The following is a 23,487-nucleotide window of genomic DNA, read 5'->3' on the forward strand; positions in this document are numbered from 1 at the left end:
ATCCTCGCGGGCCATGATGCTGAAGATTGTCCAGGCGGGAGAGCCGGTGCTGCGCCGGCGTGCGAGAGACCTCACCCCCGAGGAGATGACGAGCCCCGCGGTTCGGCAGCTCATCGCCCTCATGCGCGACACCATGCGAGACGCGCCCGGCGTGGGGCTGGCCGCGCCGCAGGTGGGCGTGGACGTGCGGCTTGCGGTCATTGAGGACCGGGCGGAATACCAGGCGGGTGTTCCGGCGGAGGAGCTGGCCGCGCGCGAGCGCAAGCCCGTGGACTTTCATGTCCTCATCAATCCGCGCCTCGTGGTGGAGGACCCCACCGAGGTGGAGTTCTACGAGGGCTGTCTGAGCGTCAGCGGCTTCTCCGCCTTGGTGCGGCGGGCGCGTGGGGTGCGCGTGGAGGCCTTCGACGAGAACGGCCAGGCCCTCTCCGTCTCGGCGCGGGGTTGGTATGCCCGCATCCTCCAGCATGAGATCGACCACCTGGACGGCACGCTGTACATCGACCGGATGGAGCCCCGCAGCTTCACGACCCTGGAGAACCACCGCCGCCATTGGGCCATGCGTCAGGTGGCCGAGGTGCGTCAGGCGCTCGGACTGTCCTGATAACGTGATGACGGAGTCCCTCCCTTCAGGGCGTGCATGCCCGTTAACAGGGGACGCCAACAGAGCACACGGATGCGTCAGGGTTCCGGGTAAGGTGGCTGCGATGCTCCGATGGGGCGGGCATGGGGCCCTCCCGACGTGAGCCGTACATGCGTGCTCCTGTCCTGTCGGTGTTGCTGCTCACGGTGATGGCCTGTGGCGAGGATGCCCTGGAGGTGCTCCAGGAAGAGGCCTCGGACTGTCCCGCGCTACCCGCGATGCAGCTCGGCGCGGCGCCCTCCGCGGCCGTGGTGCTCAACGCGTACTACCTCCAGGAGGATGCCACGCGGGACTTGCGGCGGGGCCGCGCGGAATCGCCCTCCGTGGAGGAGACGTTCGCGAAGGCGGCGGCGCTCGGAGCGTGGGCCATTCGCACCAATGGCTACAACGACGCGGCCGAGAAGCGGGGCGACACCACCATTCAGGTGGCCCCGCTGCAGTATGACGAGCTGTCCCTGCGGGGGCTGGACCTGGTCCTCACCCGGGCCGCCGCGCATGGGGTGAAGCTCGTCCTTCCGCTGGGCAATTATTGGGATGCCTATGGAGGGGCACGGCAATACGTGGAGTGGGCGGGGCTGCCTTCTTCGGTACAGGGAGACGCGCGGTTCTTCACCGAGCGCGCCGTCATCGACCACTACAAGGCGCACATCGCCCGGTTGCTCTCGCGCGTCAACACCTTCGACGGGCTTCGCTACGGTGAGCACCCGGCGGTGCTGGCCTGGGAGCTGCTCAACGAGCCGCGCGGCAAGGGGTTGGACCCGGACGGCGCGGCCATGCGCGCCTGGGTGGATGAGGTGGCCACGGTGGTGAAGACGTACGCGCCCGGGCACCTGGTGGGGACAGGTGAGGAGGGGTTCGACACCTCTTCCGCGGGCTATGACGAGCTCTTCTGGCGCGATGCGGCCTCCCCCTCCTTCTTCGAGGGAGGCATCAGCTTTCGCCGCAACACGGCCTCGCCCGTCATCGACTTTGCCAGTGTGCACTTCTACCCGGAGGCCTATGGCATAGGGCGGGAGCAGACGGCCCGCGCGGGCGCGCACTGGTTCTTCGAGCACGCGGCCATTGCTCGGGACCTGGGCAAGCCGCTGTTTATTGGCGAGTTCGCCTTGCGCAACCGCGAGGGCTTCACGCTCGACGAGCGGCGCGCCCTGTACCGCGGTTGGTTCCGCTGTGCGTGGCGCTCCGGTGTGGGCGCCAGCGCTCCGTGGATGTTCGCCAACGATGCCCGGCCGGACGAGTGGGACGACTTCACCTTCTACTACCGCGACGGCACCGTGCCGGCGGATTCACGCAATCGTCATGCGGACCTCGTCATCGAGGCCGCGGCACTCTCTGGCAGGCCCTGAGGCGCCCATCTCGCGTTCCTCCTCTCCGCTTCCCATTCGTTGCCCCGAATAAAAGCTGCATTGGGGTTGTCAGGATTGGCGCGAATGGTCAGATTTTCAATGAAGGCAGTTTTATCTGGAAGGACAGTGGTATGAGAATTCCAAGCTGGATGGCCGCGTGGGTGTGTATCGGTACGCTGGGGCTTGGGGCGCAGGTTCGCGCAGATGATGCGATGTCGTTGCTCGGGCTCCCGTTCGAGCTTGAGCAGCCGTGCGATGAGGACGGCGACGAGCTCAAGAAAGACGACGATAAAGACGACGATGACGACGATGATGATGACGATGATGACGATGACGAGGCGCCCTGCAGGCTAGGGCTTCCCGAGCGCCGGCACATCGTCGACGACGTCTTCGAATACACCTACCGTGTCCGAGTGGGGCTTGGCGCCTACGATGTCATCTCCCTCCACCGCGTGGTGCGTGAGACGGTTCTGGGGACGCCGAGGCCCACGCCGAAGTCGGTGTTCTTCGTGCATGGGGACTTGTTGGGTTTCCGGAGCGCCTTCATGGCCAGCGCCGGGAGCGTGGCGGTGCCGCGGCGGCAGTCCATCGCCGTCTTCCTGGCGCGGAATGGCGTGGACGTGTGGGGCATTGACCTGCGCTGGGTGCACGTGCCGGCCGGGACGACGAACTTCTCCTTCATGAAGGATTGGAACCTGGGTCTGCATGCGCAGGATGTGCGCACGGGCCTGAAGCTGGCGCGCAGCACGCGCTTGCTCACCGGCAGCGGCGCGGGGCAGATGGTGCTGCTGGGGTGGAGCCGGGGTGCCACGGTTTCCTACGCGTACCTGAACGCCGAGTCGCAGCTGCCAGCGATCAAACGTCATGTGAGTGGCTTCATCCCCGTGGACATGCCTTACACGTTCGCGCCGGGAAACACGACGGAGCGCCAGGCGGCGTGTGCGTTCCATGATGCGCTCGCCCTGCTCCAGGAGATGGGGGAGTACGAGGGCGGCGAGCTGGGGGTCCTCGTCAAGACCCTGGGGCAGCTCGCCATGACCCAGCCGGACGAGCCCTCGCTCTTCGTGCCGGGGTTCACGAACCGGCAGGCCGCGCTGACGTTTGGCGGGGCCACGTACATGCTGCAGAACCCGGTCATCATTCCGAGCTACCACTGGGCCGGAGCGATGTTCAGCGGGGTGGTTCCCACCGGCCTGGTGTGGACGCAGGAGCGCCTCTTCGTCGACAGCATGGTGCAGGCGGCGCCCTACCAGAGCATTGGCGAGCAGGTGGACACCCTGGCCATGTGGTGCGGTACGCCGGATGTCCCGTATGACGACCACCTGAAAAAGGTGAAGGTGCCGGTGATGTATGTGGGGGCCGCGGGCGGCATGGGCACCTACGGCCTTCACAGCCTCTCCCTGCTGGGGAGCAAGGATGTCACCTCGTACGTGGTGCAGCGCTTCGAGGACGACGCTGCCCGCCCGGTGGAGTACGGCCACGCGGACCTGTTCCTGGCGGACGACGCCGAGGCGCTGGTGTGGACGCCCATCCTGGACTGGGTGCAGCGCCACTGAGGCGCGGCGGGCTCAGAGGGACGCCGCGGCCCGCCCGAGGCCCTCGGCCACGGAGGTGAAGGCGTCCCGGGTGCGCACGCGCGCCTCGCCGAAGCGCTCGGTGTAGAGCCGGCGCACAGCAGGAATCTGCGATGAGCCGCCGGTGAGGAAGACGGCATCCACCTCACCGGCGCCCTCGCAGCGCTTCAGCAGTCCCTCGGTCACCTCGCGCAGCTCGGTGAGGAGCGACTCGGAGGCGGTCTCGAACTCGGCGCGGGTGATGGGCTCGTGCAGGTGGATGCGGGCCTCGTCGAAGTCGAGCGTGGCTTCCTCGCGCGAGGAGAGCTGCACCTTCACGGCCTCGATGGCTCGGAAGAGCCGGTAGCCCAAGTTGTCCATGACGAGGTCATACAGGGCCTCGGCCTCGGCGGGCTTGTCGCTGGACTCGAGCATCAGCTCCAGCAGCTCCTGGGTGGACTTCTCGCGGATGAAGGACATCTCATGCCAGGAGAGCAGCTTGGACATCACGTGCTGCGGCACGGCCAGCCGCTTGTCGCTGAAGCCTCTCACTTTGTAGGTGGAGCCAGCGCCGAAGCGGGGCAGCAGCTTGTGGCGCATGATCTCCGCGTCGAAGCGGTCACCGCCGATGCGCACGCCGGTGGAGCCCACCACGTCCGCGCGCCGGTCCGGGTTGCCGCGGCGCGAGGGCCCCAGCCGCATCAGCGTGAGGTCCGTGGTGCCGGCGCCGAAGTCAGCCACCAGGACCAGCTCGTCCCGGGTGAGCTGGGACTCGTAGGAGAGCGCGGCGGCGATGGGCTCGATGAGGAACTGGATGTGGGTGAAGCCGGCGATCTCCGCGGCGCGGCGCAGGCGCTGCTCGGCGAGCGCATCGGCCTCGGGGTCGGGGGAGAAGAGAGCGGGGCGGCCGAGCACCACGGCCTCGGGGGCCTCGCCCATCTGAGACGCGGCGGCGTCACGCACGCGGCGCAGCAGCAGGGCGACGAGGTCCTCGATGAGCCAGGTGCGGCCGCGAATCTGGGTGGCGCGGAAGGAGGCGCTGTGGAGGAAGGACTTCACCGACTGGATGAAGCGGCCGGAGTGGTCCTCGAGGTAGCGGGTGATGGCGGGGGCGCCGGTGTACACCTCGCGCTCGTCCTCGGGGAAGAAGATGACGGAGCGATAGAGGCGCGGATCGCTGTAGCCGGGCGAGATGGGGAGCACCGTCCCGTCCGGGAGAGCGATGGCCGTATTGCTGGTTCCGAAGTCGAGTCCGCAGGCGGGCATGGGGGGCGGACCTCTACTACATCCCCTCTTGCTTCGGGAGCATCGAATCCAGGGCTCCTGCCAGGCGGGCAGGGGGCCGGCGTCTGGGTCTCATAAGCTCGCCGTCCAACACGTCGAACGTACGTAGGCCTGCTGGGGGACCGGTGGGCTCACTCCAGCAGGTGACGCAGGCCTCGGGTGAGTTGCTCCGCGTGCCAGCGTTGCAACTCCCGAGCTGTCCGAGCGGCGCGCCCGGCACGCTCCTCGCGTACGTGTTCCAGCAGTGCACGCGCGGCAGTGCGCTCAGTGGCCGTGCCCTCCGCGGCGAAGCCCTCGAGCAATTCCAGACGCACGTCTGAGTCGTGCAGCTCTCCGAGCAATTCTTGGAGGGGCACCAGCGCTTCCAGCAGGGCCTCCATCCTTCGGCGCATGGCGGGGCGGAAGAGCTCTGCCTCATAGCGGAGCTTCTTCACGTCCTTGCGGAGCTCGTGGGCGGTGAGGGCATCCGGAGCGGCCGAGTAGTCCTCCATGAGCTGCTCCACCTTCCGCAGTCGACGGCGGAGCTGCCGGCGGACGCGCTGGCCTCCGTAGCGACCAGGGCCTTTCAACCGCCTGGCCTCGTCCAGCAGCGCGGGCACCGTCTTCTCTCCCCAGCGTTTCAGCTCGCGCCGCAGCTTCTTTTCCTTCGCGCCGAGCTGGGACTCCACCCTCGAGCGCAGGGCCTCCAGCCTGGCCCGCTTCGGTGGCTTCTCCCTCCGGGCCAGTTGCTTCAGCCAGGCCCCTTGCACGTGGACGTCGCGCACCTCGCCGAGCGCGTCCTGGAGCTTCTTCACCTGTTGCTCCAGCGGTGCCAGGTCGCCCAGGCCGCGGAACACCTTCAGTGCCGCGCGCAGACGGCGGGTGGACACGCGCATGTCGTGGACCCCGTCCTCGGTGAGCGCCTCGGCGAGTGCGTCCTCCTCGTGGCGCACGTCCGCCACCCGGCTGGCCAGCAGGCGGCGGGCGGCTTCCGACAATCGGCTCCGGGGTCCGAGACCGCGGGTGGGGGTAGGGCGGGGCATGACTCCTCCCTCACTCTAACGCCGGTTCTTCTGCTCGTACTCGGTGGCGGCCTCCTGGACCATCCGCTCGGCGGCCTCCGGCCCCTCCCAGCCGAGGATGCGCACGTCCTTGTCCGCGAAGGCGACGGCGGCGGTGAAGAAGTGCTCCAGCTCCTCGCGCTCCCGGCGGGACAGGTCCTTGAGGGAGTTCAGGTTCTCCGCCCGTGCCGCGATGATGGGAACGACGAGCAACCGGTCATTGCGCTCCCGGCCGCCGCCGCGCTTCTTCTTCTGGTCCACCTTCAGCACGCCGAGCGCGCGACAGGGGAGCACCACGCCGGGATAGGTGGACTGGTCCCAGTACACCAGCGCGTCGAGTGGGTCTCCATCCGGAGCCAGGGTGCTGGGGACGAAGCCCCAGTCAAAGGGGTAGCGCAGCCCGTGCACCAGCGGCTTGGACACGGTGAAGGCTCCGAGTTCCGGCTCGTACTTGAGCTTCACCGTGGCGCCTTGGGGTGACTCGACGACGACGTGGAAGGCGCCACCCTTGCCGCGCAGGGGAATGCGGGTGAGGTCCGTGGTCATGGCGTGGCGGATGCCAGGAGCGAACGCTTGGCGGCGCGCGCTGCACCGAGTCCTCCGAGTGTGTACCAGGCCACGGTGAGGAACGCGGTGGAGCGTCTGGCGCGGCTGGGGCGCTCGCCGAGCCCGAGGTAGGGCGGAAGCACCACGGCCCCGACGCCCGCGAGCACGCCGAGGAGGGCGCCTCGCAGGTAGATGCGGCGCGGGCGGCCCATGGCGACCAGGGCGTAGTAGAGGGTGTTGCTCACCAGGTCGCCGATGAGGCTCTGCTGGTACAGCTCTCGGCCATGGGCCGGGCTCCGGCCGAGCCAGCGGGAGAGCTTCTTCAGCGAGCGCATACCGAGCACGTCCATGCGCGGCGGGTGTTTGAGCAAGGCGCGCGCGCCTTGGTGGACGAGCGTGAGGGAGGCGGCGCCCACGAAGCCGGGGCCGAGCGACTGGAGGAATCCGCGGGGCTGGGAAACGAGCTCACTCATGGTGCCCCTCAAGCTAGGCACCCGGACCACCGTATACCGGACTCACGGTGGATGCTTGTCTGGTGGGAAGGCGAGGGGCCCTGGCAGGCCATGAATCAGCTCGTGCGCTTCGGCAGCGTCATCACGAACTCCGTGAACTCGCCCTCCTCGGACGTGAAGACCAGGGACCCGCCGTGGCCCTGCACGACGATGTCGTGGCTGATCGACAGGCCGAGCCCGGTTCCCTCTCCTGGGGGTTTGGTGGTGAAGAAGGGGGTGAAGATCTTGTCCTTCTGCGCCGCCTGAATCCCTTCTCCATTGTCCCGGATGCGGAGTTCGAACCGATCCTCCAGGCTCCGGGTCTTCACCTCGAGAATCGGAGTGAAGGCATCCCCCAGCCTCCTCTTCTTGAGCTCGAGTGTGTAGAGGGTGTTGTTGAGGAGGTTAAGGATGACGCGCCCGAGCTCCTCTGGAACGATGACTTCGCTCCCGAGCGCCTCGTCATAGTCCGCGTGAAGCGTGGCCGCGAGCACGAGGGCTCCCTTTCGCGCGTCATGGCCAACCATCGCGAGATTCACGTGCTCTTGCACGAGAGCGTTGATGTCCACCCTCCGGGCCACCCCAACACCGCTCCGGGCGTGATCGAGCATCGCGCGGATGATTCGGTCCGCACGCCCGCTGTGTTCGGAGATCTTCTTCGCGGCGATCGACAACTCACCGAGGAGTTGGTCCACGGCCTCGGCGCCCACCTTTGTCGGCCTGGCTCGTTGGAGGTGGATTTCCTCTTGGAGCTCGGAGACCAGTGTCACCGTGGATTCAGCGAAGTTGTTCACGAAGTTGAGCGGGTTCTTGATTTCGTGTGCGATCCCCGAGGTCAGGCTGCCGAGTGCCGCGAGCTTTTCCTGGAGGACGAGCTGCTTCTGGGTCTCCCGCAGGCGTTGGAGTGCTTCGGAGAGCTCCTGCGTCCGTTCCTTCACCCGTGCATCGAGCGTGTCGTAGAGCTTGGCGTTTTCCAGCGAGATGGCGGCCTGCGCGGCGAGCAGCTCGAGCACTTCGCAGCGCTCCGGTGTGAAGGCGTTCGCCAGCAGCTCGTTCTCCAGGTAGAGGATGCCCACGCGCTTCTTCTGGTGGAGAATTGGCATACACAGCACCGACTTCGGTCGCCGTGCCAACACGTTGGCTTCCAACTGGAAGGCTCCCGCCTCGGACGCATCGCCGAGCACCACCACCTCGTGTGTGCGCTCCACGTAGCGGATGATCGCTCGTGAGAACTCAACCGGGACCTGCTCAGTGCTCTCGTGAAGCGAGACTTTTCCCACCTTGGCTCCAGGTGAGCTCTCCGCTACCGCGACAAGGGGACGCTCCCCTTGAAGCACGAGCAGGCCCCAGCGTGCCCCGGCGTTCTCGACGACGATTCGCACCAGCTTCTCGAGGAGCTGGGTGAGCACCACCTCGCCCGAGATGGCCTGCGAGGCCTTGAGCACGCTCACGAGATCGAGCGCCTGCGAGGAGTGGGAGTCCTGGGTGGTCGTGCTCTCCGTGGAGCTCGGTGTACGGGATTCCCCACTCCCGCGAGTCACCCTGGCGAGCAGCTCCGGGAAGGTGTGATCCAACTCCCGCACCTTCGCCTCAGCGCCCCACAGATGGTAGAGGTGGCGCGCCTTGGTCATGAAGAGCAACGCGACCTCCTGCTCCCCGCGCTCGCGCAGGAACGAGGCGAAGAGCTCTGTTGCGAGGGCTTCGTCATTGCGGAACTCGTGCTCCCGGGCCAGGTCGATGGCCCGGTAGTACTCCGCCCGGGCCGACTCCGTTTCGCCGAGCACCCGGTGGCGCTCAGCCAGCAGCAGCGCATGCTTCGCCCCGTAGTTCATCGGTGAATGTCCGGCCCAGGCCTTCATCTTCGCCACGCCTTCATTCACGCGCTTGAACATGCGTTCGCGCTCCTCGGGGGTCACCTTGGCGTAGAGCCCCAGGCGCGCGAGTGCATCGAAGAAGATGAAGATCGGCAGGCGGACGTTGGACGTCACCGCTCCCACGAGACGATCGACGACCACCGAGTGTTCGAGCGCCTCGGCATGACGTCCGAACAAGACACAGAGCTGGAGCTTGTAGAGAGCGAGCGAAGCCAGACCGAATGCATCGTTCGCCGCGAGGTGGAGCGGCAACATCTTCTCTTCGTCGTACACCGCCCCGACGAGCCTACAGGGCTCCTCGGACAGTCCCCGCAGGTTCTGTATCGTCTGGTGCAAGATCAGCGTGTAATAGCGAGCGCTCTCCTGTTTGCATTGGATGATGGCCTGGAGCCAGACACCGGTGCGCCGGTCGAGCTCGGCGAGTTGCTGCCCCATGAAGAAGGCGTTGATCACATGCCAGTTCGCTGCCCACCCGGCGAACTCGGGATCCCCCAACTCCAGTGCCATCCGGTGGACTTCCTCGAGGCCGCGGAGGCTCTCGCGGATGTGCGTCTTCCAGTGCCCGCTCAGCATGTTCCAGATGAAGAGCGTACGCACTGCGTACTCGCGGGCCTCGTAGCGCTCGAGGACACGGAGGGCCAGCTTCCCGAACGCGTAGGCGGAGTCGATGTCCCCGACGGCTCCAACGAGGATGAGGCCGTACATGGCATAGCCGTATGCCAGCGCCCCGGTGTTGCCGTACTTCGCCACGAGCGTGAGCTCGCGGAGTACGACAAGTGGGAAGAGCGGCGGCGCGGCGACGTATGCGGCGGAGGAGAGGATCGCCAGCAGGCGCATCACCGCCAGCTTCACGGGATCTGTCATCGGAGGCAGCTCGATGAGCTCTTCGATGGGATAATCCCCAATGGCGGACCCGACATCGACGAGCGCGGCGATTATGTCCTCCTGGGTTGGTTGCGCCGGAAATTCGACGCCGAGCAACGCCAGGCTCTGTCGGAGGGTCAGGACCGCATCCTCGAGCCGGTTCTGGATGATGAAGGCAAGGCTCCTCACTTCATAGACCTTGCACTGATCGAGCAGTCCATGGGCGTGCGCGAGCACTTCGCTAGCGTGATGCTCCATCCGCTGGAAGTTCCGGCTTAGGAAGCTCGCCTCAGCGGCCTGGGTATGCAGCTGGAGCGCGAGTTCGTAGCGACGCGTCCAACGCTCTTCTCCGAGGAGCGAGAGCCCCGCCTCGAAGTAGCCCAGTGCGGCGACATGCGCGGCCGAGGACTGTGCCTTTCGCCCTGCGGCGAGATTGAGCGCCGCGAGCTCGTCCCGTTCCTCTTGCTGGCCGAGCAGTTCCGAACCGAGGTTGAGGTGGCCCACGATGGTGAAGAGGGCCTCGTCCTGCTCCGCGGGGTTGAGCCCCGAGCGCATCAGCCGGCCGATGCGCAGGTGGATCTCGCACCGCTCCAGGTTGGGAAGCAGTGAGCGGGCCGCCTGCTGCACGCGATCGTGCAGGAACCGGTAGGCGGCCCTGGTCTCCGAGGCGGCTTGCGCGCCCGTGTCCTTGCGCTCCATGACGAAATCCGCGGCGGCGGAGTGATCCTCTATGAACTTGTATGCGTCCCCCAATGGCAGGAGCAGTCCCTCGCGCAGCCCTGCCCAGAGCGAGTCTGCCAACTGCTGGGGGGTCCCCGCCTCGACGAGGGCAAGGGTCTTCAATTCGAAGGTATTCCCAATACAGGCCGCCAGCTTGATGACGCGCTGGGCTTCCTCCGGAAGCTTTTGGATTTTCGACTCCATCAGCGCGACGACGTTGTCGGTCATCGGAGAGTGAGGGATCCGGTCCATGTCCCACGTCCAGCCGCCCGCCTGGCTGTCGAAGCGGATCATCCCCTCCTTGTAGAGGGAGAGCAGGAACTGACCCATGAAGAAGGGGTTGCCAGCCGTCTTCCGAAGGCAGATGTCCGCGAGCGGCTCGACGTCCGCGGGAGCGCGGTTCAGCGTGTCGGCCAGGAACTCGATGCAGTGCGCTCGTTCGAGCGGACCCAGGGAGATCGTGCTCGTGATTGCGCCGGCGCTGTCCAGTCCCGCGAGTGTCGCGAAGAGTGGATGCGCCGCGTCGATTTCGTTGTCGCGATAGGCGCCGATCAGGAGCAGGTGCTTCATGCTCGCGTCGGTCAGGAGCTGCTCGAGCAGCTCGAGGGACGGCAGGTCGGCCCACTGGAGATCGTCGAGGAACACCACGAGCGGGTGTTCCGGCCCCGCGAAGGTGCGGACGAACCTCTCGAAGACACGTCTGAAGCGGTTCTGCGCTTCGAGGGGGGGCAGCTCGGGAGCTTTTGGCTGCGGCCCGACGATGAACTCCACCTCGGAGATCACATCGATGATCACCGAGGCATTCGGGCCCAACGCGTCCAGGAGCTTCTCCCTCCAGTGTGCGAGCCGCTCCGCGGGCTCGGAGAGGAGCTGCCGGACGAGCTCCTGGATGGCCTGGATGAGGGATTCATAGGGGATGTTCCGGCTGAGCTGATCGAACTTGCCAGAGATGAAGTATCCACGGCGTTTGGCGATCGGCCTGTGCACCTCGTGGACGAGCGCGCTTTTCCCGATGCCCGAGTAGCCGGCCACGAGGACGAGCTCCGCCCTGCCTTCGGCCACACGATCGAAGATCGCGAGGAGCTGTTCGCTCTCGCGCTGGCGCCCGTAGAGTTTCTGCGGGAGCTGCAAGCGCTCGGAGATGTCTCCGCGCCCGAGCTCGAAGGAGGAGATGGTGCCCGTTGCCCGCAGCTCCTCGAGACATCGCCGGAGGTCCCTGACGAGCGTGAAGGCACTCTGGTAGCGGTCCTCTGCCCGCTTCGACATCAGGCGCAGCACGATGTCGGAAACGACGGCCGGAATTCCAGGCACGAGCTCGCGTGGGGGCACCGGCACACGGGCGATGTGGCAGTGCACGAGCTCCATCGGATCGGTCGCCGTGAAGGGGAGCTGCCCGGTGAGGAGCTCATAGAATGTGACCCCAAGCGAGTAGAAGTCGGTGCGGTAGTCGATGGACCGGTTCATGCGGCCCGTCGCTTCCGGGGACACATAGGGGAGTGAGCCTTCGAGCCCCTTCGGGCCAAAGACAGCTGGTGCCTCGTGAGACAGCTCTGTCGCGATACCGAAGTCGATGAGCTTGAGCTCGTCGGTGCTCGGGTTCCAGATGATGTTGGAGGGGTTGATGTCCTTGTGAATGACATGGCGCCGGTGGACACGCCCCAGGAACTCCGCGAGCCGAAGCGCCAGCTCCAGGAAGCGCGGGAGCTCCATGGGGCGGCCCTTCAGGATGCGGACCAGGGACTCCGCGCCGAAGTCCTCGAGAACGATCGCCACGCTCGTGCCGAACCGCTCCAGGGCGAGAACCTCGATGATGCCTTCCATCGCGAGCTCCCGCGTCAGCCGGTACTCGCGATGAAGCCGGGCAACCTGCTCGGTGCTGGGGAACTCCGTGTTCAGGACCTTGAGGATGACCGGCCGCGCATCGGCAGTTCGGGTCGCTCGATAGATAAGCGATTTCGCGCTGGTGAACAGCGTCTCCCTGACTGAATACCCCGCGATTGGATTCATCGGCCCTTGCTCCCCCAGCGCTCGAGCGGCGAAGACAGCGATGGTACCACCGCGCTCTTCACCCGTTGGGAGAGGTGAACATTTACAGGTCGATCATCTTCCCACTCCCGTCAGCTCGGTGCTCTTCTGCCAGAGCTTCTCCGCGGCCTCGTCGCTCTGGGCGGCCTTGGATTCCTTCGCCACCTTCCTCTTGATGAAGTACCTGCCGCTGACGCCCTCCACCTCGGGCGAGGCGGCCAGGTACACGGAAGTACGTGCGCCGTCCTCGGCTGACAGCATGAAGGGCGCGGCCAGCTTCACCAGGTGTTTGAAGAGGCCCTCGGAGTTGAGACCGAAGCCGGAGCGTACGACGCCTGGGTGCAGGCTGTTGGTGGTCACCTTCGTGCCTTCCAGCCGCCGCTTCAAACCCCGCGTGAAGAGGATGTTGGCCAGCTTCGAATTGCCGTAAGCCCGCGTGCCGCTGTAGCCGCCCCGCTCGGCCTGCAGGTCATCCAGGAAGTTGAGCGAGCCCATGCGGTGGGCCTCTGAGGAGACGTTCACCACGCGGGAGGCGCCGCTGGACTTGAGCAGGTCCAGGAGCAGGTTCGTCAGCAGGAAGTGCGCGAGGTGGTTGGTGGCGAAGGTGGCCTCGAAGCCGTCCGGCGTGACCTTGCGCCGATCGATGATGAGGCCCGCGTTGTTGAGCAGCACGTCCAGCCGCGAGTACTTGCGTTGGAAGTCCTCCGCGAGCTTGCGCACGGAGGTGAGGGACGTGAGATCCGCGAGCATCAGGTCCAGCTTCGCGTTGGGGACGGTACGGCGCACCTCCGCGAGCGCGGCCTCGCCGCGGCCCTTGTCACGTCCAGAGAGCACCACCGTGGCCCCCTGGCTCGCGAGCGCTCGTGCCGACTCCAGCCCGAGCCCCGAGGTTGCTCCAGTGATGAGGCAGACCTTCTCTTGCATGTATCCCGACGTCATCCGATATGGCCCTCCAGAAACGAGGGCCCTCTATAATCCGCCGGGAGGTCCGCGCGCATGCTGGGGCGAGCGGGCCGGGAGCGGGTCAGGCGATAGGGGAGGGGCGATCCTCGCGGATGATGGAGGGAGCGACCTCCTCGCGTCCGGTAGTGGCCGAGCCGTACAGGTGGCTCTCCAGGAACCACAGGTCCTGCTCCACCTCGCCGAGGATGCGGGTGAGCAGATCCGAGGTGACCGGTTCTTCCACCTCGTCGCAGCGAGCGATGCCCGCGCGAACGACGGAGGCGTAGTTGGAGACGCGGTCCACGAGCGCACGGACGTGGTCATCGCCGTTCACCGCGTTCAGGTCGTACTCCTCGAGCTCGCTGTTCTTGGCGGCCAGACGGATGGTGCCCTCGGCGTAGCCGCCCAAGTTGCCTGCGCGCTCGGCGAAGTCATCGGCATGCTTGCGCACATGGTCGGCGATATCGTCGAAGAGCTCGTGGCGGCTGATGAAGTCGCGGCCACGGATGTTCCAGTGGGCCTGCTTCACCTGCCAGTGCAGGTCGATCGCAGTGGCCAGGCAGGTGTTGAGCAGCTCGACGAGCTCCTCGCGGACTTCTCGTGCCAGGTTGATATGGCTGGGGAACTTCGTGGTCATACGTCCCTCGTCATGGTTCCGCACGGCAGGACCGTGGGCAGTCTCGTCGTAGACGGTGGGGACGAATGGGGCTCGCGCCAACCCGGGGCGGGTCCGCCCGAAGGACCGGCGGGCCCAGGCAGGATAGGGGCCAACCAACCAAGCCCTTGCTGCGGGCTACGGGGGCGAGTTCTTCGCCAGCGCCTCCACGGTCGCGGAGATGACAGCCGGGTTGGTCAGCATCAGCTGGTGCGCGAGTACGAAGAAGGTGCGCTCGGTGGCGCCGGGCAGGCGCGCGCTGTCGGCGGGGACCACGGTGCTGTCGAGCGGCGTCCAGAAGGAGAAGACCTCGGTGTCGCCGAACGGGTTCTCGCGGCGGTTCAGCTCGCGCAGGAAGTCGCTGTCCGGGCGCATCTGGACCAGTGCGGGGTCCGCTTTCAGGTATGCCGCCCTCGTGCCGTGGTGCGGCCCGGAGATGGAGACGAAGCGACGCACGCGGGGCTGGCCTCCCAGCTCCTGCATCCAGTAGCGCGAGGACAGCGTCCCCTGGCTGAACGCCACCACGTCGATGCGCTCGGCGCCGGTGCGCTTGCGCAGGCCCTCCGCCGCGCGGCGGATCTGATAGGCCATGACCTCGATGGGCAGCTGGCCGTTGTTGGGGTGCAGCCGCACCGCGTGGAGTCGCTCCTTCGGCCACCCCGCCTCCTCGAACGCATCCCTCATCGCGAAGAAGGAGCCCGGTGTTTCGTCGGTGCCGTGCACGAACAGCACGGGCACGTGCTCAGGCTGTGGCGTGGGACGGGCCTCGGGCACGCTGGCACAGCCCGTCACGACAGCGAGCAGCGCCAGCACGAGCGCCCGCGAAGCCCGGCGAGCAGGCGGAGTGAGGTCACGGAGAGAGGGGGACATGCGGGACTCCAGGTCGACGGCTGGGCCCGTTGTGTATCAGGTCTCCAGCAGGACGAAATCCACCACCGTGCTCCACAGGCGCTCGAACTGGAGCCGGCGGAAACCGGAGCCCGAGATGAGCCAGTCCACGTGCGGGGGCCGGTGCGCTGGCTGGTCGAAGTGGCCGATGGCGTCCAGGTGGTCCGCGCGGACCGCCGCTAGCACCCGCCCGTACACCTGTGAGCGCGTCGGGACGATGCCATCACACGCCTGCGGGCCCGGCATCGCCCCGTAGGCCTCCACCAGCGCCGCCATCTGCGCCGGCGTGTGCAGGGGAATCGCCGTGAGGGGCATGTTCTGGGTACGCCCGTAGAGGAACGAGTACACGGTGTGTGTGAGCTGGGCGTAGGGGTCCAGCCCCGCGCTCAAGCGTGCGCGGAACGACGGCGGCCGGGCCTGGGTGATGACCGAGCCGTAGCGCACCCCGGGTCGATCATGGGTGCTCGCGTTGAAGAGGTCGATGCCCTCGGGCGTGAGCTGGGGGACGAGCGAGGCGTCGTTGCCCACGTCGCCCAGGAAGCGGACCAGCTCCTCCCGGCGCTCGACGGAGAAGTCTCCCAGGAGCTGCTCGAAGAGCTGGTCCAGGATGGTGGGGCGGAACCCGAGCTGCTCGTCCCAGCGCGTCAGCAGGCTCCCGAGCCGGAAGGCCACCGTCAGCGGCAGTCGCCCGAAGCGCAGCACGTACACGGTGAAGAGCGACAGCAGCTGCAGCAGCTTCTGCCCGAAGAGTCCCAGGAAGAAGGACGCCAGCGGCGTGCCCGCATGCGGGGTGGACACCGTCACCACCGTACGCACCCGGCGGGCGTAGGGCTCCACGTCGATGCCTTCACCCAGCGAGACATTCGGACTGACGAAGAGTCTCGAGTCCAGTCCTCCCGTGGAGTGGCCGATGAGGTGGATGGGGCCGTCGTCGTCCTTGGCTCCGCTGGCCTCGATGGCCTTGAAGAGATCTGCTGCGCGCGTCCGGATGGAGCCGGTGGGGTGCGAGAGCACCTGGACCACCTCAACTTCCACGCCGCGGCGCGCCATCTCCGCCACGAAGTAGTCGCGCACGTGCCCGAAGTAGAGCAGCTCTCCCAGGTTGGCGAAGCCGAAGAAGCCGGGGACCAAATAGATGTGGTGCTTCGTCGCCATTCTTCCCAACCTTCCGGGGTCTCGGCTTCCAACTCAAGCCCCACGTGCATCCTTCCGTCCGCTCGGGTTGACGTCGCTTCACTCCCAGGCAAGAACGGGCACCCGCCTTTCTCCTCAAAACCGGAAGGAATGCTCGCTCGTGCGACGATTGCTTGCTCTTGGTTTCCTTTGGACCCTTCCCGCCGCCGCGGAGGAGGGCATGTGGACCTATGACGCCTTTCCCCGCGAGGCCGTGAAGGCCGCCTACGGCTTCGAGCCCTCGCAGGCCTGGTTGGATCGCATGCGGCTGTCCTCGGTCCGGCTGGCGGGCGGGTGCTCGGCGAGCTTCGTGTCGCCGGATGGCCTGGTGATGACCAACCACCACTGCATTCGCTCCTGCGTGCAGGACCTGTCCTCCTCCAAGCGTGACTACCTGGCCACCGGCTTCCTCGCGAAGGAGCTGAAGGACGAGCTGCGCTGTCCCAAGGTGGAGGCCAACCAGCTCGTGGCGATGACGGACGTCACCGCGCGCCTCCAGGGCGTCACCAAGGGCCTGAGCGGCCCTGCCTTCAACACCGCCCTCAAGGCGGAGATGTCGAAGATCGAGAGCGAGTGTGCCACCGGGCCAGAGCTGCGCTGTGATGTGGTGACGCTCTTCAACGGCGGCAAGTACCAGCTCTACAAGTACCGCCGCTTCCAGGACGTGCGCCTGGCCTTCGCGCCCGAGTTCTCCATGGCCGCCTTCGGTGGGGACCCGGACAACTTCAACTTCCCGCGCTTCGGTCTGGATGCGGCCTTCCTGCGTGTGTGGGACGCCAACGGCCAGCCGCTGAAGACCGAGGACTACCTGCCCTGGGCGAAGGACGGTGCGAAGGAGGGGGACCTGGTCTTCGTCTCCGGCCACCCGGGTGCCACGGACCGCCAGAGCACCGTGGCGCAGCTGGAGTTCGAGCGGGACGTGTCGCTCCCGTTCTCGCTGCTCTACATGGCGGAGCGGCGGGGCCTGTTGCGCGAGTACGCCTCCTCCTCGCCGGAGCGCTTCCGCACCACGCGCGCCAGGCTTCGCTCGGTGGAGAACGCGCTGAAGGGGCTGAGGGGGCGGCATCAGGCCCTGGCCGAGCCCTCGCTGCTCGCCAGCAAGCGCAAGGCCGAGGCGGAGCTGCGCGCCAAGGTGGCCGCGGACCCGAAGCTGAAGGAGCACGCGGGTGCCTGGGATGCCATCGCCCGCGCCTTGGACGCCTACCGCCCCCTGGTGGCCGAGTACCGGCTGGAAGAGGTCGGTTACGGCTTCGCCTCGGAGCTCTTCGACATCGCACGACACCTCGTGCGCGCGGCCGACGAGCGGCCCAAGCCCAACACGGAGCGGTTGCGCGAGTACACCGAGGGTCAGCTCCCGGCGCTGCGCCAGCAGCTGCTTCGCGAGGCTCCCATCACCCCGGAGTACGAAATCCTTTCGATGACGTTCGGCTTCAACAAGCTGCGCGAGACGCTGGGCGCGGATGATCCCTTCGTCCAGACGGTGCTCGGCCGCGAGGCTCCAGAGGAGCTGGCCCGCGTGCTGGTGAAGGGCACGAAGCTCTTCGACGTGAAGGAGCGCCAGCGGCTGCTCGAGGGCGGCAAGGCCGCGGTGGAGGCGTCGAAGGATCCGATGATCCTCCTGGCCCGCCGGGTGGACGCGCAGGCGCGTGAGGTGCGCAAGCGCTACGAGGACACGGTGGAGTCCGTGCTGAACAAGAATGGCGAGCTGCTCGCGCAGGCTCGGCTGGCGGTTTATGGCACCTCGGGCTACCCGGACGCCACCTTCACCCTGCGCCTCAACTACGGCGTGGTGAAGGGCTGGGAGCAGAACGGCCGGCAGGTGCCGCCGCTGACGACGTTCGCCGGTGCTTACGCGCGCCACACGGGCAAGGAGCCCTTCCGGCTCCCGGACTCGTGGATGAAGGCCCAGGGCAAGGTGCCCGGCGAGACGCCGTTCAACATGGCCACCACCAACGACATCATCGGCGGTAACTCGGGCTCGCCCCTGGTGAACCGCGACGGGCGTGTGGTGGGCCTTATCTTCGACGGCAACTTGCAGTCGATCGGCGGTGATTATGCCTATGTGCCGGAGACCAACCGCGCTGTGGCCGTGCATGGCGAGGGGCTGCTGCGGGCCCTCGAGCACATCTACGGCGCTTCGCGGCTGGTGAAGGAGCTGCGGGCCAACCAGCAGTAGTGGGACAGGGGTGAGGGATGGACGACCCTCACCCCGGCCCTCTCCCAGAGGGAGAGGGAGTCAGGCCGCTACGTTGCCGCTCAGCTTCGTCACGCGGCCGGAGATGGCCGTGGGGTTGAGGATGTTGTCGAACATCGGGCTGGTCTTCTCCGCCGCCTTGCGGATCTCCTCCAGCGTGGCCGCGTCCGCGTCGGTGTCCACCTCGACGGTGTACTGAAGCTCGGAGAAGCCCGCGCGCACCGTCGGGTCCAGGTTGAGGTAGCCGCGCAGGTCGAACGGCGCGCTCACCTTGATGCGCAGGTTGCGGTAGTCCAGGTTGCGCATCCGCGCCTGCGTCACCCAGCCGATCGTCAGGCACGTCCCCAGCGACGCCAGCAGCAGCTCCATCGGGTCAATGTGCTGGTCCTTGCCGCCCAGCGCCGTGGGCTCGTCGGTCTCCAGCGTGAAGGAGCGCGCCCGCGTCACCGCCTGGGCGCCATCGCGCCACTCCGTCACCGTCTCGAAGCGGCCCTTGCCGGCCTCCGGGTTGGCGGACACGTGCGCCTTCGTTTTGTGGAAGGTGTCGAGGTCGAGCGTGCAGCAGCTTCCGATGTTCTCCATGGCGGTCTCCCAGCGGGGTCGAAGGGCCCTGACGCTAGGTCGGCGTTGTCAGGTGCCGCAAGCGACGCTCCGCGCTCTCACGGAGAGTGATGGCCCGCGCCCGGACTCCGAGTCCAAGCCCAATACAGGAGGGTGCCCAACACCCCAGCCCAGGGCACGTAGGGCGCTCCCGCGAGCACGCCATCCATGCACACGTGGATACGGCACTCGGGCCGATTCAGCGTGGTGCACGCGCCGAGCAGCAGCGGCACATGGCTGGCGATGAACCCCATGCCGAGCCCTCGAATCACGTCTCCGCGCACCCACCGGCGCTTCAGCACTCGCCACACCGTGGGCAGCAACACGAACGTGGCCAGCGCGGTGAGCGCCAGCTTCTGGTGCCGCGCCTCGATGGCGAGCACCAACACGCCCAGCGTCAGCAGCAGCGGTGGCCAGAGCGGGGCGTGTTCATCCTGTTCTTCCTCGGGCGCGGACATGGGCGGGACTCAACAGTAACAGGCGGACAGTCGTGTCACTGAAATGTCACATCTCCGACGCATTCCCGGGTCATGAGCCCACCCCTCGTTGTGCATTGCGTTAGGGATGAATTACTTTCATCGCAGTCAAAAGGTGGGGTTGAGGCGTAGGTGTCGGGCGCCTCGTCCCGACCGGGCTCAAGGCGGCCCGGGTTTCACCCGCTTGCCAGGCTGGGGGGTCTGGAGACCAAGCGAGTATCGGTCGGGTAACATTCGCATCTGTCTGGTCGGGGGGGAAGGAGACGCGTTGATGATGGCGGAGGTACCGCAACCGGAACCCAGGAAAGTAGCAACCATCATGTTCACGGACATGGTGGGGCTCAGCCCCGAAGCCCGGCGGGACGAGGCGCTCAACAACGAGCTGCGCGAAGAGCATGGGAGGCTCGTGCGCGGTCTGCTGTCTGGACATGGAGGACGCGAAATCAAGAGGCTGGAGGACGGCTTCCTCGTCGAGTTTGACGAGGCGCTGCCGGCGGTGGCGTGTGCGCTGGAGTTGCAGTCGGCGCTGTGCGCGCGCAACGAGTGCGTGCCGTCCTCGCGCCGGGTGGAGCTGCGCATCGGCATCCACCTGGGCTCGGTGGTGCACCGCGACGGAGACATCTTTGGCGAGGGCGTGAACCTGGCCGCGCGGCTGGAGTCGCTCGCCCGGCCCGGTTCCCTCTATGTCAGCGAGCCCGTGGTGCGGCAGGTGCGCAGCCAGGTGCTGGCGCCTGTGGTGCGGCTCGGCCGGAGCGACTTGAAGAACATCCGCCTGCCGGTGCCCGTCTACCGCATTGATCCGCCCGTGCGTCGGCGCCGCCGCTCGTGGATGTCACGCCTGCGCGGGCTATTGCACAGAGGCAACTCCCGGAGCTGAGCACTCCTCGGAGTGGGGGCGCTAAGGTGCGCCCCCATGAAAGAACTCACCCTCGTCGTCGGCTCGAAGAACTACTCCTCCTGGTCGCTGCGGCCCTATCTCGCGCTCGCCCACACCGGGCAGCCCTTCCGCGAGGTGGTGGTGCAGTTGGACAAGCCGGACACCGCCGCGAACATCACGAAGTACTCGCCCAGCGGCCGGGTGCCTGCGCTGCTGCACGGGGACCTCGTCATCTGGGACTCGCTGGCCATCTGCGAGTACCTGGCCGAGCAGTTCCCCCAGGCGAAGCTGTGGCCCGAGGCGCCGGCCGCTCGCGCCATCGCGCGCTCCGTCTCCGCGGAGATGCACTCGAGCTTCGCCAACCTGCGCAACAACATGGGGATGAACATCCGCGCCCGCCGGCCCGGGGAGGGCCGTGCTCCCGGCGTCGCCGAGGACATCGCGCGCATCACCTCGCTGTGGAAGGAGTGCCGCGCGCGCTTCGGGCAGGGCGGACCGTTCCTCTTCGGCGCCTTCTCCATCGCGGACGCCTTCTACGCGCCCGTCGTCACGCGCTTCGTCACCTATGACGTGGAGCTGGACGCGGTGTGCGTCGCCTACCGGGACGCGGTGCTGGCCCTGCCGGCGCTGAAGGCCTGGACGGAGGCTGCCCGCAACGAGCCGCCCGTGGCGCGCTACGAGAAGTAGGCGCTCCTACAGGCCCAGCGCCTTGAGCTGCGCGTCGAAGGACTGGGCGGTGGTGAAGAGGTGGCCGCGCATGCCCAGCGCGTTCGCGGCCTGGACGTACTCGTTCACGTCGTCGAAGAAGGCGGCCTCCTCGGGGGCACAGCCCGCGCGCGCGAGCGCCTCCTTGTAGATGGCGGGCTCCGGCTTCACGTGGCCCACCTCGCAGCTGAGCACCAGGCTGTCGAAGCGCTCCAACACCGGCAGCAGGGGCCGCAGGTAGGCCGCGTGCAGCACGTTGGTGTTGGACAGCAGCACCAGCTTCACCCGCCCCACCAGCCCCTCCACCCGGGGCAGCACCGCCTCGTGCACGGTGAAGTGGCAGTTCCACAGGGCGTTGAACTCGTCCATCGGCAGGTCCACCCCCAGCGAGCGGCAGATCTCTCGCCGCAGGCCCTCGGCCCCCAGCAGGCCTCGGTTGGCCGGTGTCCAGCTCGTGGCGAGCAGCCGACTCTCTGTCTCCGTGGGCGACAGTCCCGCGCGTGCTCCCAGCTTGCGGAAGAGCAGGCCGTTGTCGTGGAAGACCAGGACGTTGCCGAGATCGAGGATGACGGCGCGGAGCGGAGAGGTCATGGCAGTGGTTATACCCGGTAGCTGCGCGCCACCTGCTCCATTTGCGAGGCCACCTCCCGTAGCGCCTCGGTGACGCGTTGGGAAGCCTGCAGTCCCACCATGGTGTCGTGCATCATGGTGGAGAGATCCGTCATGGCGTTGAAGATCTCCTCAATGCCCGCGTTCTGCTGACTCACGGCGCTGGCGATCTGCCTCACCGCGTTCATGTTGTCCTGCACGATGCTGCTCAGGGCACGGATGCTGTCGGCGCTGGTGCGAGCCTGGACCATGCCCGCCTCCATCCGCGCCTGTCCCTGCTCGCTGAGCTCCACCGTCCGGAGGATGGCCTCGGTGATGTCCTCGAGCAGGGTGCCCACCTGGGCGGTGGACTGGATGGACTGGTTGGCCAGGGTGCGAATCTCCTTGGCCACGATGGCGAAGCCCTTGCCGTGCTCGCCGGAGCGCACCGCCTCGATGGCGGCGTTGAGCGCCAGCATGTTGGAGCGGTCCGCCAGCCCCTTCACCGTCTGGGTGATGCCACCAATCCGCTGGGCGCGCTCGTTGAGCCGGCTGATCTGCTGGGCCATGTCGTCCACCTGCTCGCTCAGCGTCTGGAAGCCGCTCATGCTCTCGGTGAGCGCGAGCGCGCCGCCCTGGCCCAGCTCCTCGGCCCGCGAGGCCACCTGGAGCACCGCGCCGGCTCGCTCCGCGGCCACCATCGACGTCTGCTTGATCTCCTGCGCCGTCACCTGCGTCTCCTGCAGCGCCGCCGCCTGACGGGTGATGTTGCTCTCCTGCTGCTCGGCGGCGCGCGTGAGCTCGGCCACGGTGTCGGTGAGCACGCGCGTGCCGCGCTGCAGGCTTTCGGTCGTCTCGCGCAGGTTGCCCACCATCTGGAGGAAGGACTCGGCCAGCTCACCCACCTCGTCCTTGGTGCGCACGTCGAACTTCTGGGTGAGGTCTCCCTCCTGCACGATGCGGCGCACCGCCTGGTTGAGCCGGGTGATGGGCAGGGTGATGCCGCGCGCCAGCAGGAAGGCGGCCAGGGCCGCCAGCGCCACCACGCCCATCACCGCCGCCACGGTGCCGGTGCGCAGCTTGTGGAGCGTGGCGTAGACCTCTTCAGGATCCGACAGCGCCACGAAGCGCCAGCCGTCTCCCACGTCTTTGATTTCCTCCCCGTTGAGGGCCTCGACGGCCACGGCGTTGCGGATGCTCCGCGCGTCCTGGCCCCGCGAGTCGAAGAGCACTTTGCCCGAGGCAGTTTGAACCTCCAGGGCGAAGCTCTCGTTCTTGCGCTTGCGGGCGCGCTCCAGCGCGGTCTTCACCACCTCGCCTATCTGGCCCCAGTCATATGCCGCCAGCAGCACGCCCAGTCGCCGCCCGCCCCGAGACTCCATCACCGGCGCCGCCAGGTGCAGCACCTGCATGCCGAAGACAGGGTCCTCCTCCGTGAGCGTCTCGCTGGTGAAGCGTCCCTGCTGCGCCGCCTTGAACCAGGGGGTGTCACGCACCGCCGCGTCCTGGCCCAGGAAGGAGTCCTTCAGCGCGGGCGTGCTCGCGGAGACGGCCCGGCCCGACTCGTCGAAGAGCACGAGCCCCGTGAAGGTGGTGTAGCGCAGCTGCAGCCGCGAGAGCACCGCGTCGCTCTGCTCGTAGCTCCCCGTGAGCAGCGCCTCGCGCAGCAGCGTGTCCTCGGCCCAGCTGCGCACGCTCGTTTCGCGCTCGACCAGCGAGGCCTCCACCAGGTCCTTCAGGCCCTGGGCCTCGATGCGGAGCATCTCGTGCACCTGCTCCTGCATCATCTGCTGCGTGGTGTTCGAGCCCACCCAGGTGGAGAGGAGCAGCGGCGCGACGGCCAGCAGGGTGACGTACAGCGTCAGGCGGCCACGCAGCTTGAGGGTTCCGCTGATCAGGAAAGGTCTCATGAATCCGTTACGTCCGCCCGAGGGCGCCGCGTGAGAGGACTGGAGTGTCCCCCACCTGACGCATCTCCCACCTGTACCACGGAGCGCGCCCGA

General features: G+C 67.2%; 19 protein-coding genes. 6 read left to right on the forward strand and 13 right to left on the reverse strand.

The genetic code is table 11. The features are described from left to right. Positions 1–13: 13 nt before the first annotated feature. From def to F0U60_RS07425, 3 genes are all read left to right on the forward strand, one after another. Complete coding sequence (gene def, locus F0U60_RS07415; protein ID WP_395815838.1) at positions 14–604, forward strand: peptide deformylase; 591 nt, start codon at positions 14–16, stop codon at positions 602–604. Positions 605–753: 149 nt separating this feature from the next. Then, complete coding sequence (locus tag F0U60_RS07420; RefSeq protein ID WP_395815840.1) at positions 754–1,989, forward strand: cellulase family glycosylhydrolase; 1,236 nt, start codon at positions 754–756, stop codon at positions 1,987–1,989. A 131-nt stretch (positions 1,990–2,120) separates the two neighbouring features. Beyond that, on the forward strand, positions 2,121–3,545 hold the full coding sequence (locus tag F0U60_RS07425; RefSeq protein WP_395815842.1) for a hypothetical protein: 1,425 nt from the start codon (positions 2,121–2,123) through the stop codon (positions 3,543–3,545). Between the two features lie 12 nt (positions 3,546–3,557). Here F0U60_RS07425 and F0U60_RS07430 read toward each other — a convergent pair whose 3' ends face one another. From F0U60_RS07430 to F0U60_RS07470, 9 genes are all read right to left on the reverse strand, one after another. After that, complete coding sequence (locus F0U60_RS07430) at positions 3,558–4,808, reverse strand: Hsp70 family protein (RefSeq protein WP_395815844.1); 1,251 nt, start codon at positions 4,806–4,808, stop codon at positions 3,558–3,560. 149 nt (positions 4,809–4,957) lie between these two features. Continuing rightward, positions 4,958–5,848, reverse strand: coding sequence for a CHAD domain-containing protein (locus F0U60_RS07435; protein WP_395815846.1), 891 nt, complete (start codon positions 5,846–5,848; stop codon positions 4,958–4,960). Between the two features lie 15 nt (positions 5,849–5,863). Beyond that, on the reverse strand, positions 5,864–6,412 hold the full coding sequence (locus tag F0U60_RS07440) for an inorganic diphosphatase (protein ID WP_395815848.1): 549 nt from the start codon (positions 6,410–6,412) through the stop codon (positions 5,864–5,866). Continuing rightward, the gene (locus F0U60_RS07445) at positions 6,409–6,885 is read right to left on the reverse strand and encodes a hypothetical protein (protein ID WP_395815850.1); all 477 of its coding nucleotides are present in this window, start codon (positions 6,883–6,885) and stop codon (positions 6,409–6,411) included. The genes F0U60_RS07440 and F0U60_RS07445 overlap by 4 nt, the downstream gene beginning before the upstream one ends. Before the next feature lie 95 nt (positions 6,886–6,980). Next, complete coding sequence (locus F0U60_RS07450) at positions 6,981–12,368, reverse strand: AAA family ATPase (RefSeq protein ID WP_395815852.1); 5,388 nt, start codon at positions 12,366–12,368, stop codon at positions 6,981–6,983. Between the two features lie 93 nt (positions 12,369–12,461). Beyond that, positions 12,462–13,325 carry an SDR family oxidoreductase gene (locus F0U60_RS07455; protein WP_395815854.1) on the reverse strand — a complete coding sequence of 288 codons (864 nt, stop codon included), beginning with the start codon at positions 13,323–13,325 and terminating at the stop codon, positions 12,462–12,464. 85 nt (positions 13,326–13,410) lie between these two features. After that, positions 13,411–13,965 carry a DNA starvation/stationary phase protection protein Dps gene (gene dps / locus F0U60_RS07460; protein ID WP_395815856.1) on the reverse strand — a complete coding sequence of 185 codons (555 nt, stop codon included), beginning with the start codon at positions 13,963–13,965 and terminating at the stop codon, positions 13,411–13,413. 156 nt (positions 13,966–14,121) lie between these two features. Next, positions 14,122–14,853: an esterase/lipase family protein gene (locus F0U60_RS07465; RefSeq protein ID WP_395815858.1), complete on the reverse strand. Its 732-nt coding sequence runs from the start codon at positions 14,851–14,853 to the stop codon at positions 14,122–14,124. Between the two features lie 36 nt (positions 14,854–14,889). After that, positions 14,890–16,026, reverse strand: a complete 1,137-nt coding sequence (locus F0U60_RS07470) for an esterase/lipase family protein (RefSeq protein WP_395815860.1) — start codon at positions 16,024–16,026, stop codon at positions 14,890–14,892. Between the two features lie 199 nt (positions 16,027–16,225). Here F0U60_RS07470 and F0U60_RS07475 point away from each other — a divergent pair, with 199 nt between their 5' ends. After that, on the forward strand, positions 16,226–18,220 hold the full coding sequence (locus tag F0U60_RS07475) for a S46 family peptidase (protein WP_395815862.1): 1,995 nt from the start codon (positions 16,226–16,228) through the stop codon (positions 18,218–18,220). A gap of 60 nt (positions 18,221–18,280) precedes the next feature. Here F0U60_RS07475 and F0U60_RS07480 read toward each other — a convergent pair whose 3' ends face one another. Together F0U60_RS07480 and F0U60_RS07485 are read right to left on the reverse strand one after the other, a co-directional pair. Next, the gene (locus tag F0U60_RS07480) at positions 18,281–18,820 is read right to left on the reverse strand and encodes an OsmC family protein (protein WP_395815864.1); all 540 of its coding nucleotides are present in this window, start codon (positions 18,818–18,820) and stop codon (positions 18,281–18,283) included. A 77-nt stretch (positions 18,821–18,897) separates the two neighbouring features. Next, positions 18,898–19,296 (reverse strand): hypothetical protein, encoded by a 399-nt coding sequence (locus F0U60_RS07485; protein WP_395815866.1) that lies wholly within the window; start codon positions 19,294–19,296, stop codon positions 18,898–18,900. A gap of 292 nt (positions 19,297–19,588) precedes the next feature. Here F0U60_RS07485 and F0U60_RS07490 point away from each other — a divergent pair, with 292 nt between their 5' ends. Both F0U60_RS07490 and F0U60_RS07495 read left to right on the forward strand, forming a co-directional pair. Continuing rightward, the gene (locus F0U60_RS07490; RefSeq protein WP_395825121.1) at positions 19,589–20,191 is read left to right on the forward strand and encodes an adenylate/guanylate cyclase domain-containing protein; all 603 of its coding nucleotides are present in this window, start codon (positions 19,589–19,591) and stop codon (positions 20,189–20,191) included. A 36-nt stretch (positions 20,192–20,227) separates the two neighbouring features. Then, a complete protein-coding gene (locus tag F0U60_RS07495; protein ID WP_395815868.1) occupies positions 20,228–20,878 on the forward strand; it encodes a glutathione S-transferase family protein in 651 nt (216 codons plus the stop codon). 6 nt (positions 20,879–20,884) lie between these two features. On the opposite strand, the gene F0U60_RS07500 is transcribed toward F0U60_RS07495, so the two are convergent. Together F0U60_RS07500 and F0U60_RS07505 are read right to left on the reverse strand one after the other, a co-directional pair. Beyond that, on the reverse strand, positions 20,885–21,487 hold the full coding sequence (locus F0U60_RS07500; RefSeq protein ID WP_395815870.1) for an HAD family hydrolase: 603 nt from the start codon (positions 21,485–21,487) through the stop codon (positions 20,885–20,887). An 8-nt stretch (positions 21,488–21,495) separates the two neighbouring features. Next, positions 21,496–23,394: a methyl-accepting chemotaxis protein gene (locus F0U60_RS07505; RefSeq protein ID WP_395815872.1), complete on the reverse strand. Its 1,899-nt coding sequence runs from the start codon at positions 23,392–23,394 to the stop codon at positions 21,496–21,498. Positions 23,395–23,487: the final 93 nt, after the last annotated feature.

It is taken from the genome of Archangium minus, assembly GCF_044360475.1.
In the GTDB taxonomy this organism is placed as follows: Bacteria; Myxococcota; Myxococcia; order Myxococcales; family Myxococcaceae; genus Archangium; species Archangium minus.